This window comes from Haloarchaeobius iranensis (assembly GCF_900103505.1).
In the GTDB taxonomy this organism is placed as follows: Archaea; Halobacteriota; Halobacteria; order Halobacteriales; family Natrialbaceae; genus Haloarchaeobius; species Haloarchaeobius iranensis.
Map to the genome: position 1 here is coordinate 1 of NZ_FNIA01000037.1, position 14,368 is coordinate 14,368.

General features: G+C 56.7%; 12 protein-coding genes and 2 pseudogenes. 8 read left to right on the top strand and 6 right to left on the bottom strand.

Features of this window, described 5'->3' with window-relative positions:
• The 3 genes and pseudogenes from BLT27_RS17880 to BLT27_RS17890 all read left to right on the top strand — a co-directional run.
• On the top strand, nt 1–304 hold a 304-nt coding region (locus BLT27_RS17880; protein ID WP_139172287.1), incomplete at its 5' end, for a transposase.
• A gap of 33 nt (nt 305–337) precedes the next feature.
• Nucleotides 338–532, top strand: a pseudogene (gene tnpA, locus BLT27_RS17885) (IS200/IS605 family transposase); the annotation flags it as partial.
• Nucleotide 533: 1 nt separating this feature from the next.
• Nucleotides 534–1,850, top strand: a complete 1,317-nt coding sequence (locus BLT27_RS17890; RefSeq protein ID WP_089736377.1) for an RNA-guided endonuclease TnpB family protein — start codon at nt 534–536, stop codon at nt 1,848–1,850.
• Between the two features lie 71 nt (nt 1,851–1,921).
• On the opposite strand, the gene BLT27_RS17895 is transcribed toward BLT27_RS17890, so the two are convergent.
• The gene (locus BLT27_RS17895; protein WP_089736379.1) at nt 1,922–3,307 is read right to left on the bottom strand and encodes an ATP-binding protein; all 1,386 of its coding nucleotides are present in this window, start codon (nt 3,305–3,307) and stop codon (nt 1,922–1,924) included.
• Between the two features lie 749 nt (nt 3,308–4,056).
• On the opposite strand from BLT27_RS17895, the gene BLT27_RS17900 reads away from it, so the two are divergent.
• Both BLT27_RS17900 and BLT27_RS17905 read left to right on the top strand, forming a co-directional pair.
• Nucleotides 4,057–5,304 carry an RNA-guided endonuclease InsQ/TnpB family protein gene (locus BLT27_RS17900; RefSeq protein WP_089736381.1) on the top strand — a complete coding sequence of 416 codons (1,248 nt, stop codon included), beginning with the start codon at nt 4,057–4,059 and terminating at the stop codon, nt 5,302–5,304.
• A gap of 126 nt (nt 5,305–5,430) precedes the next feature.
• Nucleotides 5,431–6,381, top strand: coding sequence for a DUF8137 family protein (locus BLT27_RS17905; RefSeq protein ID WP_089736398.1), 951 nt, complete (start codon nt 5,431–5,433; stop codon nt 6,379–6,381).
• A 140-nt stretch (nt 6,382–6,521) separates the two neighbouring features.
• On the opposite strand, the gene BLT27_RS17910 is transcribed toward BLT27_RS17905, so the two are convergent.
• Both BLT27_RS17910 and rfbB read right to left on the bottom strand, forming a co-directional pair.
• Nucleotides 6,522–8,108, bottom strand: a complete 1,587-nt coding sequence (locus BLT27_RS17910) for a hypothetical protein (RefSeq protein ID WP_089736383.1) — start codon at nt 8,106–8,108, stop codon at nt 6,522–6,524.
• A 449-nt stretch (nt 8,109–8,557) separates the two neighbouring features.
• On the bottom strand, nt 8,558–9,496 hold the full coding sequence (rfbB, locus tag BLT27_RS17915; RefSeq protein WP_089736385.1) for a dTDP-glucose 4,6-dehydratase: 939 nt from the start codon (nt 9,494–9,496) through the stop codon (nt 8,558–8,560).
• Between the two features lie 52 nt (nt 9,497–9,548).
• On the opposite strand from rfbB, the gene rfbD reads away from it, so the two are divergent.
• On the top strand, nt 9,549–10,439 hold the full coding sequence (gene rfbD, locus BLT27_RS17920; protein WP_089736387.1) for a dTDP-4-dehydrorhamnose reductase: 891 nt from the start codon (nt 9,549–9,551) through the stop codon (nt 10,437–10,439).
• On the opposite strand, the gene BLT27_RS17925 is transcribed toward rfbD, so the two are convergent.
• The 3 genes from BLT27_RS17925 to BLT27_RS17935 are packed head-to-tail and all read right to left on the bottom strand — an operon-like array spanning nt 10,436 to nt 12,165.
• Nucleotides 10,436–10,615: a hypothetical protein gene (locus BLT27_RS17925; protein WP_089736389.1), complete on the bottom strand. Its 180-nt coding sequence runs from the start codon at nt 10,613–10,615 to the stop codon at nt 10,436–10,438. The two genes, rfbD and BLT27_RS17925, sit on opposite strands and share 4 nt — an antisense overlap.
• A 2-nt stretch (nt 10,616–10,617) precedes the next feature.
• Complete coding sequence (locus BLT27_RS17930; protein ID WP_089736392.1) at nt 10,618–11,691, bottom strand: glucose-1-phosphate thymidylyltransferase; 1,074 nt, start codon at nt 11,689–11,691, stop codon at nt 10,618–10,620.
• 3 nt (nt 11,692–11,694) lie between these two features.
• Nucleotides 11,695–12,165, bottom strand: coding sequence for a dTDP-4-dehydrorhamnose 3,5-epimerase family protein (locus tag BLT27_RS17935; protein ID WP_089736395.1), 471 nt, complete (start codon nt 12,163–12,165; stop codon nt 11,695–11,697).
• Nucleotides 12,166–12,326: 161 nt separating this feature from the next.
• Between BLT27_RS17935 and BLT27_RS17940 the strand changes: the two genes are divergently transcribed.
• The gene (locus tag BLT27_RS17940; protein WP_089736397.1) at nt 12,327–13,748 is read left to right on the top strand and encodes a flippase; all 1,422 of its coding nucleotides are present in this window, start codon (nt 12,327–12,329) and stop codon (nt 13,746–13,748) included.
• Nucleotides 13,749–14,062: 314 nt separating this feature from the next.
• A pseudogene (locus BLT27_RS17945) lies at nt 14,063–14,368 on the top strand (IS6 family transposase); the annotation flags it as partial.

The following is a 14,368-nucleotide window of genomic DNA, read 5'->3' on the forward strand; positions in this document are numbered from 1 at the left end:
CGCAGGCGACCTGCGGAGCCTCGCCGCCGACAAGGGCTACGACGATATGGGTTTCCGCGAGGAGCTTCGCGCAGAAGGCGTTCGACCGCTGATCAAGCATCGCGTCTTCGCACCGTACGACCACGCGCACAACGCCCGGATCGACGATGACCTCTACAACCAGCGGTCGGTGTGTGAGACCGTGAATTCGGTGATTAAGCGCTCGTACGGCTCCGCCGTCCGAGCGCGAGCGTGGTATCGCCAGTTTCGTGAAATTGTGCTCGCCGCCGCAGTCTACAACGTCGAACAAGCCGTGAAACAGTGAATCCCGTCGCCCTCTGCGGATTCAATGAAGCCGTTCACAGCGAAGCCAACGACCGACCTCACCAAGTTCATCAACTCGCTCAAGGGCGTCACGTCCCGCAAAATCCGCGACGAGAACCCCGAGGTTCGGCAGGCGCTCGACAAGGCGTTCTGGCAACCGGGGTACTTCCTCGCCACCACCGGCCAAGTGAGTATCGACGTGCTGATGGAGTACGTCAAGGAGCAGTAGCGTGTCTCTGACCGTCACGAAGACGTTGCAGGCGACGTTCGCGCCACCGACCGCGCACAAGCAGTCGAAACTCAACGACCTGCTCGAAACCTACCGTGACGGTCTGCAAGAGGCGTTCGACGCCGGGGCGAGCACCATGTCGGCGGTGAGCGACATCGTGACGCCCTACGACCTGCCGTATCAGGCGAAGGCTGCCCTCTGCAACTACGTCCCGAAACTCCGCAAGACGTACAACGCCAAGGAGTTGGACGACGAACACCCCATACGCTTCACGAATCAGGCTGCAAAGTTCGACCACTCCGGCGAACGCGAGTATGAGTTCACGTGGTGGGTTCCCCGTCCCGGTCGGGGTACGAACTTCTGGATACCGCTCCGCATCAACCCAGAACAGGAAGATCTCTGGCACGATCTCGTATCGGAGGACGCGAAGGCGGGAGAAATACGGCTCCAGAAGCACCGGAAGAACTGGGTACTGCACGTCACCGTCGAGTACCCAGTCGAAGAACCAGCGACGGACGGTGACGCCACGCACATCGGCTTAGACATCGGGGAAACCGCTCTCATCACGGGCTGTGCCCTCAAGGACGGTTCTCCGACTGACCCGCTCGTGCGTAGCGGAAGCAGAGCGAAGCATCTCCGCAAAGAGATGCACACAACCCTGAAACGACTCCAAGAGCGTGACGCATCCGAGTGGCGAATCGAAGACCGATTCAGCCACTACCAGAACGCGCTCACCGACATCGTTGAGAAGGCGTCTCGGCAGGTCGTCAAGTACGCCAAACAGTTTGAGAATCCGGTATTGGTGATGGAGGACTTGACGTACATCCGTGAGCGTCTCGACTACGGGAAGTACATGAACCGTCGCCTTCACTCGTGGGCGTTCGCCCGACTTCAAGGGCGCATCGAGGACAAGGCGACGGAAGCAGGCATCTCGGTCGAGTACGTGAATCCGGCGTACACCTCGCAGACGTGTCACTCGTGCCACCGTCTCGGTCGGCGGGATTCACAAGCCGAGTTCCGGTGTCCGCACGACGGCTGTCACGTTTCGACGTTTCAGGCCGACATCAACGCTGCTGTGAATATCGCACGACGGGTTGACCCGTGGGGAGAGAGCGTCCCGCTTGACAAGGCGGAACGCGATGACTCGCCTCGGGATGGGAGCGGTAGTGACACCGCCACGACTCACCGTGAGACGAGCGAGATACCCTCGCAGATGACGCTCACGGCCGACGAAGAGTCGGAATCCTCTACCAGCGTTCACGAGACCAACGGTCTCGTGCAGCCCATCAGAACCGAAGGTTCTGAGGACGACGACTGACTGGTATTCCCCATGCAGGGGAAGCCTCGCCGTTTACGGCGAGGAGGATGTCACGGTCGATCACGGGGTTCTCAATACGAGTCGACGACGTCAGCGACGGTGAAGAGTCGAAGATCGTCTCGGTCTGCCGCTTCCTCTTCGACGGACGGTTTGAACCCGTTCCGTGAGAACAGCGCGTACTGCTCGGCGCGGCTACTGCCGTCTTCCGGTGTCCACCGGAGTTCCTCGACGTGATCTTGGAGTTTCGAGAGTGCGTCGTAGCCGAGGGGCGACTGCTGGAATTTGCACTCGCCGACGACGAGGGTGTCTCCCGCCGTGAGGCCAACGACGTCAACCTCGTGTTCACCGTACCACCATTGCCCGGTTTGCGTGATCGTATACTCCGGATACAGGGACCGAAGCGCCGAACAGCACAACTCCTCGAAGGAACGACTGACGAAATCAGGGAGCTCCGGTTCGATAAGGGTCTCGAATGCCTCGGTCCCGAGTTCGTCGTACTGTTCGCCGGTTCCGTAGACGAAGTGGAACCAGAAGCGGAAGAACGGATCTCGGATCCGGTACCGGCTGCGTTTGCTCCGCTCCTTCCGCTCGGTAATCGGGACGTGCTGGTCGACGAGCCGTAGCCGAGAGAGTCGGCCGAGGTATTTCGAGAGCTGGTTGTAATCGATGCCAGTCGTCCCCGCAATCTCGTTCCGACTGGTGCTTCCACCGGCGATGGCCTCCAAGATCGAAAAGTACCGTGTTGGTTCGGTCAGTTCCATCCGGAGTACGTAATCCGGTTCGTCATGGAGGGTCCCGTGCCGGGAGAGAATCGTCTGTTGGACGTTTTCTGCGAGCGTCGCGTCGGGTGAGACCTCTTCGAGATAGTACGGCACGCCACCGAAAACGCCCCATGTGAGGACCTGCTCGTCTGCAGTATACGTCTCGTCGAAGAACTCCATCGCGGCGTCGAACGGGAGCTGTCGGATGTCGAGTTTGAGCGAGGATCGACCGTATAGTGGACTATTTCCGAGGAGGGCGGCTTCTTCCATCATGCTGATCGACGAGCCGACGAGAACGAACGTCGCAGCTGAATCGTCGAGTTCGTGGTCGAACATCGCCTGTAACACCGATGGGAGACTCTCCTCCTGTTCGACGAGATACGGGAACTCGTCGAGGACGATGATAGCGTCCTGTTCGGCTAGATATCTGAGGATCTCTTCCCAGTCTTCCCGGATACGGGTCACGCCCGGGTAGGATTCCGCGGCTGCGTCGATGAATTGCTTGAGTTGGAGCTCGCTCGTTTTCTGTCTCGCCTGGTAGATTACTGGCTTTTCGTCTCTTTCCAAGGACTCCCGGACGAGGGCCGTCTTTCCGAGTCGTCGACGACCGTAAATCACTGCAAGTTCGGCACTCTCCGACTCGTACAGACCCCTGAGTCGCGAGAGTTCCTCCGTCCGGTTCACGAACTCGACCATACCAACCCCACCACAGCACCGATAATGATACTTTCGGTAATCATACTTCAGAGTACGATACTTCAAAGTACTATACTCGGTCTTTGCTAGCCTCCAGAGTGGAAGATCCACAGAGTGAGAGACATCGGCGTCCCACCGGTGACAGCATCCGACGGGATCGCGCCTTTGAGGTCGTAAGTGATGACGTCGAGGGGCTACCGGAAGGCAAACGACTGGAGACCGATCTCTCCCCTCCCGGCGACCGTACAACTGGCTCTCGTGGCCGAGCACTTCGGATTCCACCGTGTTCACGCTCGACCCACACAGACGAGCAACGATTCTGGCCCTTGGTAGTTGTTTTTTCGACGAATCCCTGCAGGGAGGCCCGAAGAGCGTCGTGTTCCTCGACCAGGTAGGGTAATTCGTCGATGTCGACAACGCGTCCTTCAGTGGCGAGTTTCTCATCGAGGTAGTGCTTACGACGCGTGAGTCGTTCCGAGGGCGTCGAGTACCTCCGTCCGGTCGTGGAAGGTCGTACGCTGGATAATGATGACTGCGATAATGACCGAAGTCTTCCTGGTCTCGAGGTCACTCCCACCTTCGTAGACGGTCCTTCAGCGTTTTCGAGGTGGAGCCTCCGGCCTCAAGGAGCGACCGAAGCGTGGCGAAGGGAGTGAGTAGGCCGGAGAGGAAACCGACACGATACGACACAACCAACGTACTGCGACCGACTCCCGGACATATAAGTACCCCGGACACTCTCTGAAGTCATGGAGGTGCGTCGAACCGCCGTCGTGAAACTTGACCTTTCCGACGAGCAACGCGATGCACTCCACCGAACTGCCGAGCAATACCTGTACTGCGCGAACCGAACCGCCGACTACTGTTGGTACGACACCTCCTACACCGAGTGCAGAACCAACAAGAGACAGGTTCGTGACGCACTCTACTCCGAACTTCGAGAGGAGACAGACTTACAGGCACAACTCGTCCAAGCCGCAATCAAACGCGCGGTCGAAGCCGTCAAAGCGTGTGTCAAACGATGGGAGAAAGGACAGCGTGTCTCTTGCCCCACGTTCACCGCCGAAACGATGGACTACGACGCACGGAGCGCGACCTTCTACCGAAACAAGGTGTCGCTGGCAACCGTCGAGGGGCGGGTCGAACCGTCGTTCATTCTCCCGGCAGACAGTCCGACGCCCTATGAACAGTACGTTCTCTCCGGGGACTACGAGTTCCGCGAGAGTACGGTTCGATACGACGCGGTAGACGACGATTTCTACATCCAACTCTCAACACGGCGGACAGACGGTGACGCAGAGGTTTCGAAAGATACCGAGCACCCCGACCAAACGGTCCTCGGTATTGACCTCGGCGTCAACTCGTTGGCAGTCTCCTCGACCGGAACATTCTGGCAGGGAGACGACTACGACCACTGGTGCCGTGAGTTTGAGAAGCGGCGTGGTGAGATGCAACAACGCGGCACACAAGCCGCGCACAACGCCCTGCTCCGCCTCGGAAAGCGCGAGGAAGCATGGCGCAAACAGTACATCCACACGGTCGCCAACGAAATCGTCTCAGAAGCCGTTGAACACGACTGCGACGTAATCGTGTTCGAGGACTTGACCGACATTCGAGAGCGACTGCCGCAGGCGAAGTGGCACCACGTATGGGCGTTCCGACGCCTCTTAGAGTACGTCTCCTACAAAGCCCCTGAACAGGGCGTCTCCGTGGAGCAAGTAGAGCCAGACCACACGTCTCAACGCTGTTCTCGGACGGACTGTGGGTTCACACACGAGGATAACCGCCACGGAGAACACTTCTGTTGCCAGAAGTGTGGCTACGAGGTGAACGCGGATTACAACGGTGCGAAGAATATCGGGCTACGGTACGCCCGAAAGCGGACACACAGACTCCGTTCCTCGCCCACGTCGGGGAGCGGAGACGCAGCAGTAGACCTGCGTGTGAATGGTGGGACGTTGAACGGCGAGAGTCACCGGCCTGTTGCTGGTGACTGATTGCCGGGAGTCCACATCAAAGCCCCACCCTCAACGAGCGAACCGCGTATGCGGTGAGCGAAGTAGGGTGGGGTAGTTTACAGTACGATAGTTCGAAGTAGCACCTCGAAGTACGTGACGAACGGAATGGCACACGAATGCGACGATTGCGGGGAGACGTTCGAGACGCTCTCGCGGCTACGGCTCCACGAGTGTTCGGACACCGAGTCGGTCCTCCAGAGTGAGGACTCGACCGAAGCCGGAGGGCTGACTGACGAAATCGACGACCACCTCGATCGCGTGGATGACGGAGACTTGACTGCAGTTCACAACGCTGTTGCGGCGTTCGAGACCGCGCTCTCGGAAGCGGTCGACATCGACGATGGTGGGGACCGTGAGGTGTTCTGGCCGTACTACGAGCGCGTCGCCGACGCGCTGGATGATGCCACCCACTCGGAGGGCTGGACGCTCCTCGGTGACGTCGCCGCGGCGTACGACCCGACCGTCGAGAACGACGTGCCGCTGGCGACGCCCGCGATTGCGAACGCGGTCGGACGACACGTAATCCGCACCCGCGTGACCGACGGCGTCGAAGCGATCCCCGTCGCGGCGCTCACGTATCTCGACGACGTGGCCGTCACCGCGGAAGACACCGAGGACGTCGTCCGCGAGGAAACACACGCGTACGGATGGGGCATCGGGCACCCCGACCACGCCGTCGTGGACCGGCTCCACGACCGCGCGTCCGAGGATATCTTCTTGGTGAATCCAATGCTCGAACACGCCTTCTACGCCGACCAGCACGCAGCCATCGACGGCCTCGAGCGTCTCGTGCTCGACGAGCCCATCGAGGGAACGCTCTCGTGGGGACTTGGAGACGACATCCCGTACACTCGCTACCTTCTCGACTGCGTGTACGGCTTAGGAACGGACGACCAGTGGCCGACAACGCCCCGAAACTGGAGCTGGCACGACGAACTCGACTACACGTTCGAACTCGACGACGCAGTCGAACAACGCATCCGCCAACTCGTCGCCGACGCGGGCTTCGAGAGCGAGCTTCCCGACGACTGGAGGCTACGCGACCTCGGACTCTAAGCCAGTCCATCAGTCTACAGAAAGTGAGACGGCGAAGTTCCAGAATTTTACCACAGGTTCGATCGAAGACAGCCCTGGCACAGGCGCCGCGTCCCCCAGCCGCGTATGTTGGTCTCAAGCACCTCTCTGCTCGACCCGCATCAGCAACCCACCTCTATGTCGTCGGAGACATCGACCGTCACAGTCCCAGTCTCGTCGTCCCATGCGACCTGTGCGATGTCTCGAATCATCGCCTGCCCGTCGTTGTTGAGCTCAGGGGAAGGAGCGCGGTTGATGAGGGTATGCCAGTTCTGGAATAGAACAGCGAGATTCATGCCGTACAGTCGCAGTTTCGGGTTCGCGCTCTCGATAACCGGCATCAAGTTATTGGATATCTCGTTGATGAACTCCTCGATGGCCCACCGCTGGTAGTACTGGAAATGAATTCCATCTCCCGACCGCTCCGGAAGGGCACGGTCCGTCAAGTACGCAGCATGCGTCGAAGGGTCTCCAACGCCGGGCTCCGACTGAGGGTCGTCGAACTTCTCTTCGAGCGTAGGAAGAGAGAGCTCGGGTTGCGTTTCCGCGTTCCCGTCTCCGGAGAGGATCGTCGTTTGTTCGTCCATGCTAATTGGCGGGGCCCGTTTCAGTTGGCGTGCAGTGAATTCGATTGTATCAGGGTCGTTGCTATCGTAGGGATAGACGATGGCAGCGGGTTTCGGAGTCGTGTTCCAAGAGACCGATGGCACGTATCCGATGTGGTTAGCAGGAGTGAACCGTTTCAATTGCGAAATCACCGCCTTGTGATTCGGGGCCCGAACCACCCAATCCGAATCCGCAAGCCCGCGGAACGCGTTGATTAGATCACCTGAGATGAGTTCACTGTCGGCGTAGACCGCCTTGACATCGAAATAGTCCTTCGGAATCGACGACATATTCTTGATTGCGGCTGGATACCGGCTCTTCTTCGGGAGCCATCGCGTGCCGAGCGTGAATCGAGCGTCCGTGTCGATGATGCTCAGAACTGCGTACGTCCATTGTGAGCGAACATCGGTCTCTGACATCGGGGGACGATTGATCGTGGAACCGTCGTTCGCCCCGTTCCAATCGATACGGTACATATCGACAGCCAGCGAAAGCGGTTTGTCGAAGAACCCTCGCTCGTTTGCGAGTTCGAGCGTGGCACGATGAACGGCGTCGAATTGGTCGACGATCGATTGCTTCCCTTCGTCGCCGAACGCTGCCTCGCTGTCATTGAGCGGTAGGTCGTCGATGTATTTCGGAACCCCGCTGCCTTTCGGAACTGTCGCGCGATTTTCGTGGTAATCGACGACGTCGGGGACCGTCTGGACCCCACAGTCGTATAGTGCAGACGCAGCGAAGAGTCCGACGAACTGTGGGATCTCAATCTGACTCTGTTCGCGATGGAACGTGAGGGGCTGCAGTGTTTCGGTGAGGAGGAGTCGAACCCAACTCTGGAGGGCTTCCTGCTTCACGGGTCGCAGCACTGACTTCTCGTATAGTGGCGGACGAACAGCGTCGAACCCATATGCTGCACTCACCGCTTCCGGAGGCGTGATCCCGTTCCGGAACACTGCATACACTGCTCGGACGACAGCTGCCTCGAACGCATCCCGCCCTCGCTCCAGTTCAGCCAACTCTTCGGGGAGGCGTTCGTTCGCTTCGGTACGAAGTGTCCCGTAACTCACGAACGCAGACTGCGTCCTGTAACCGAGTTCGGGGAGCACGGAATCGGAGCCTTCGAGATATTCGTAGAAGTCCTTGAGGAAAGGCGATTTTCTTGCTTCCTTGAGAAAGACCGTCCTGAACCGTCGTTCGGGAACGTCGAGTGCTGATGGATCGATACCCTCGACATCGAGTGCCTTGTCGGCGACGTCAAGGACCTACAATAACGCCCCCGTCATAGGCAGCATCTGAACCGATCTGATGCGGACAAGCCGCTGAAATTTCCGAAGGTGTCTGTCAAACTCAACCGTGTCTGTTGGGTTAGTGCTTTGCAGCACGTACCAAATACCTCCTTATATCTCCTTCTTATGGTTGAAGTGAATATGAAACTGGACCCACAATGGCAAGTATTCCATTTTGAGTGCGTTCTGTCTTAGCCCGGGTTTCCAAGATGCGTGTGGTACTGCGGTACTTTTGCGTTTACACTCCGCGGGTGCGTCAAAACAGTGTCTTATTGATTATGTTGACCCAGATAATAATCGACAGCTCGTTCAAGCCCTTCCTCGAACGTGTGTTTTGGTTCCCAACCGAGTGCTTCGATTTTCTCGGTGTTGAGTGCGTATCGTTGATCATGGCCTGCTCGGTCCTCGACGAACTCGATTAAGTCGTCCTCCGCACCGACAGCGTTTAGGATGGCTTCGGTGATTTCGAGGTTCGTCTTCTCCGCGTTAGTACCAATATTATAGATTCCACCCACGTCGCCTTCACGGAGAACTAAGTCAAGTGCTCGGCAGTTATCCTCCACGTAGATCCATTCACGAACGTTCGAGCCGTCTCCGTATACGGGAAGAGTCTCACCGGCGGCAGCATTCTGGATGAATTTCGGGATGAGCTTTTCGGGGTGTTGGCGGGGACCAAAGTTGTTGCACGTCCGCGTAATGAGGACAGGAAGGTCGTGAGTCGTCTGGAAGCTCTGTGCGAGGAGGTCCGCACCTGCCTTCGTCGCCGAATAGGGGTTCCGGGGATTGAGTTGATCGTCCTCTGAGAACTTCCCGTCTAGAATCTGGCCGTATACCTCATCGGTCGATATCTGGAGGAAGCGCTCGATATTCGCCTCGTTGGCGGCGTCGAGGAGGGTCTGAGTGCCCTGAACGTTCGTCGTGACGAAGGGTTTCGCACCTTCGATTGACCGGTCTACGTGTGATTCAGCCGCGAAGTTGACGATTGCATCGACGTCGGAAACGAGGTCCGTGACGAGATCGCGGTCGCAGATGTCGCCTTCGACAAACTCGTGGCGTGGATGGTCGAGAACGCCATCGAGGTTATCCTTCGAACCCGCGTACGTCAATGCGTCAAGGGTAACCACTTCGTCGTCCTCGTGTTCGTCAAGTACGTAATGGACGAAGTTTGAACCGATAAATCCGGCACCGCCAGTGACGAGGATTCGCATGGTATGACCGTGTTCGCAGTACCTATTTACATTACTGTCGGAAGACTACAGTATGCAACTCCTCGTCGTCGGTGCGAACGGTCTCCTCGGTAGCAACGTCGTACGTGCAGGGCAGCAACGTGGGTGGTGTATCTGTGGAACCTATCACTCGACGCAGCCGGGGTTCGACATTCCACTCACGCAATTCGATCTCCGAGAACACGACTCCTTCGACGACATCCTCAGCAAACACGACCCGGACGTGGTCGTCAACTGTGCTGCGATGACGGATGTCGATCGCTGCGAGACAAACCCGGAACAAGCCCATGTACTCAACGGTGATGCACCAGGCGGGCTAGCCGCTCACTGTGACGCGAACGACGTTGACTTTGTTCACATTTCGACGGACTATGTCTTCGATGGGGTGGAAGGTGAGCCGTATAATGAGTCTGCGGATACGAATCCGGTGCAGGTGTACGGCGAGTCGAAGCTAGCAGGCGAACAAGCGGTCACCGAAGAAATCACGGATGCGCTTGTGGCTAGACTATCGTTCGTCTGGGGTATCCACCGAAGTGGTGAGGAACTCACGGGATTTCCGGCCTGGGTTCGAGACCGACTCCGGTCGGGAGAAGAGGTCCCGTTGTTTACGAATCAGTGGGTGACGCCGACACGTGCGGGTCAGGCGGCCGAAACACTACTGGATCTGTTTGAGCGGGACGCTACTGGTTTCTTCAATATCGCGTGTGCGTCGTGCGTCACCCCTTACGAGTTCGGAGAGATGATTGCCAATCACGTCGGTAACAGCGAGGAATTGCTCAGGGAGGGATCGATGGACGACATCGAACGAGATGCGACACGGCCGGCGTACACCTGCCTCGATGTCGAAAACGTGGAATCAGAGCTTGACCGTCCACAACCGACATTACGCGAGGATGTCGAAGCAGTCTGGAACGCGTTGCGTTAGATCTGATAACGGTCCCGGTTTTCGAGGAAGTGTTCGCGTGCGTTCTCGGGGAGGTCCTCGAAGTGTAGGACTTCCTGGCAGTCAAGTCCTGGACACTTCATCACTCGGTTGTCTTCGAGTTCGTTCGCCGCGACGATAGTCCCGCAGGCCGGGCAGGTGTGAGTGATGATGCGCATCGTTAGAGTTTGAGTTGTGAGTTCTCGCCGACGACGAGTCGGCGACCTTCCGGGAGGTGGTTTTCTGCGCTTTCGACGTTGGCTTTGCGTCCAAGAAGACTATCGACGATGCGGCCATTGGCGGTGATTTCAGAGTCGCCGATGACGACGCTGTTCTCGATGTGGATGCCCTCCAACGTTGAGTTCGCGCCAATCGACGTGTACGGGCCGATGTATGTTCCGCTCTTAACCGTCGTGTTCTCCGCGATGGAGACAGGCCCTCGAACAACAGCTCCGTCCTTTATGACTGCGGAATCTGCGAGTCCGATACGGCCGTTTGTCTCTGCACCGTCCTCAACGACACCTGCTGTATTCAGTTCGGTGTCTTCGAGGACGAGACGGTTCGCCTCCAGAATGTCCTCAGGCTTTCCGGTGTCCTTCCACCAGCCCGTGACGACGTGAGAGTCGATTTCGTAGTCGTCTTCAAGAAGGGCTTGGATAGCGTCCGTGATTTCGAGCTCGCCACGCCACGACGGTTCGAGATCGTCGATGGCATCGAAGACCGCGGGTGAGAAAACGTACATCCCGATGAGTGCGAGGTTCGTCGGCGGCTCGTCAGGTTTCTCGATTAGTTCTGTGACGTTCCCTTGGTCGTCTACGTCTGCGATACCGAACGCTTGCGGGTTTTCGACTTCCTGAAGAGCTATCCCTGCGCCGTAGTCTCCAGCCTCGAAACTCTCTACGAGTTCGGTCACACCCGATTTGAGGATGTTGTCCCCGAGGTACATCACGAAGTCGTCGTCCCCGACGAAGTCCTGGGCGCATCCGGCTGCATGTGCGAGTCCGAGGGGGTTCCCTTGGACAATGTACGTAATATCTACTTCGTACTTCGACCCGTCCCCAAGAAGTTCTTGAATCTCTTCGCGGCCTTTGTTCCCGAGGATAACACCGATTTCGGTGATTCCGGCCTCTTTCAGATCCTCGATTGCATATTCGAGGACTGGCTTATTTGCGACTGGAACGAGTTGCTTCGGGCCAGTATGGGTTATGGGACGGAGCCGAGAGCCCGTCCCACCCGAGAGAAGTACTCCTTTCATCTGTCATCCGCTCGGTTCTTCGTCCCAGTCTAAAGGTATTTTGTCTGTGTCATACGGGAGCCGCTCCTCATCGGGTTCGTCGTAATCGTACAGCTTCGTCGGGAAGTTGATAAGGAACGCTGGCTCGTCGCCGATGGCTTTGAAACCGTGCCAGCACTCGCCCGGGATGCGAATAACCTGCTGGTTGTGCTCCCCGATGATGAACGTGTCTAATTCCCCCTGCGTGGGCGAGTCTTCGCGATCATCGTAGATTCCCACCTTGATGCGCCCCTTCGGGCAGACGAAGTGGTCCACCTGCCCGAGTGTGTGGCGGTGCCACGCCCGGGTGATTCCAGGATACGTCATGGAGAAGTAGGACATTGCCGGCTCTGGGTTGTACTCCTCCCAGTCCTCCCGGAACATCTCGACCAGATGGCCACGTTCGTCGGCGTTGACTTGGAGGTGGCGTACTTCGACGTCGTGGATGTTGCTCATTCTCTCATGTGGAGATTAGTTCAAAGCCATTATACCTGATGGTCTCGGATTTATTCCAGCCTCTTAGGGATGGACTCCACACGAAGTATTGATGTTTATTACTCCTGCTCCCATCACGCAAACGTAAGCTGTCTAAAGTCGTATCCAACTCGCAACAATTCATGAGCCTCGCCCATTCAAGTCTAAAGTTATTCGGCGCTAGAGTGACCAGTGCAGCGGTTCAGTTCGGAGGTCTAATCTATTTTTCGAGAGAGCTCGGTGCCGCGCCGATGGGCGCGTTCTTCCTCTTTCAAGCCCTTCTTGGAATCCTCGAGATCGGGGCCGACTTCGGTATTCGTGGTGCAGTGGAAAAAAGAGTCAGTGAAGGCGATTCTCCGGGGAGCTTTCTTTCCAGCGCCATAGTGATAAAAATGGTACCGATAGCGGTAATCGTGCTGATAATATTCCTCCTGCGCTCCTACGTGAACGACTATCTCGGTACAGAGCTGGCCCTCCTTCTTGCCATAGCCATCGTCCTGCAGGAGGCGGAACAGCTAGCGGAATTCAATTTGAAGGGAGAGCTCCGAGTCGGTGAAACGGCTGAACTCCGCGTAGCTAGGCAAATTGTCTGGGCTGGTGTTGGTATTATCCTCGTCCAGCTCGGCTATGGAGCTATAGGACTGGTATATGGGCTGATGGCAGGAATGGGCGTTGTATTCGTGTGGGGTTGGTACAAGACCTCAACACCGTTTGGCCGTCCGTCGTACAAGCATGCACGTTCCCTCTTTGATTATGCAAAATACAATGTTGCCTCGTTCGTAGGTGGTTACGTCTACAGTTGGATGGACGTGCTCATTATCGGCTTCTTCCTAACCCAAGCTCACGTCGGAGCGTATGAAGTTGCCTGGCGAATCACCCTCATTGTGATGCTTCTGAGCCGTTCCATCGCAGAGGTATTACTCCCACAAATCAGTCGATGGGACTCTGAAGACGCTAAAAATCGGATTGAATCCGCAATTAGTAACGCTATTACGCCGTCGATGATTTTCGTCATCCCCTCCGTCTTCGGAGTGATTGTGTTCTCTCAGGAAATTCTGGAATACATGTTCGGTGCGGAGTTTACGATTGCCTGGCTCGCGTTAATTATCCTAATGAGTGAAAAGCTGGTACAGGCCATTCACGTAATTCTCGGTCGGGCGCTTAAAGGCATTAACCGACCCGACCTAGCGGCCTACGCTACCATCGTCTCAGTCGTTGCAAACCTTATTCTGAATGTGGCACTCGTAGTTGAATTCGGAATTGTCGGGGCTGCTGCGGCCACACTCTTATCTTTCGTGCTCAATACTGCTCTGCACGGATATTATCTCTCCAAGTTCGTCTCGATCCGCTTCCCGAAGGTCGAGATTGGGTGGTGTTTCTTGTCGGCAGTCGGTATGACTATAGCGCTCTTCGGTCTGCAGTCCGTGTTCGACGTCGACGGGCTTCCCTCTTTGTTGACTGCAATTTTCGCCGGGGCAACTGTTTATGTTCTCTTTATCCTTTCTTTCCGTGGTCTAAGGATGAAATTTGTAACACAAGTGACGTCATTCGTGTCGAATCTGTGAACATTCCGTCCGGACAGGGGGATTCTGCGCAAGCGATGTGACACTGACTGGTGAATCTTGAAATATCACACTACTTGTACGAGTCGAATTCACCGCAGAAATAATGGAAACTAGAGTTTCAGAGGTTAGTAATTCCTATTATAGCCTCGGTGGGAGTATTATAACCGGAATTCAAAGAGTGATGGTAACACAAGTGGAACGAACGGCGTGGTTGGCGATACTGTGTGAGTCCCGTACAAGTCAATTGGCTTCATCCCATGGGCGGTGTTCAGATAAGGATTGAAAGGTGAGGCGGAGCAGTTTTCTAGTGCTCTATGCCAGAAAATGCCCGCCTCAACGACTCTTTGGACGAGATCGAGTTAGGTTTTGTGGAGCGAGAAGCAACACCGCGACTGTTGATGAAGCTCAGTATTCAACTACATCTTGCTGGTCTCTCGCTTTCGAATACTGTTTCGATTCTCGAACTGTTCGGTGTTGACCGCGTCAAATCGACCGTCCACAACTGGGTGCATAAGGCTGATCTACAGCCCGAGGACGGTCACTCGCCGGATCACGTCGCGGTCGACGAGACCGTGATCCAACTCGACGATGAACAGTACTGGCTGTACGCTGCTGTCGAC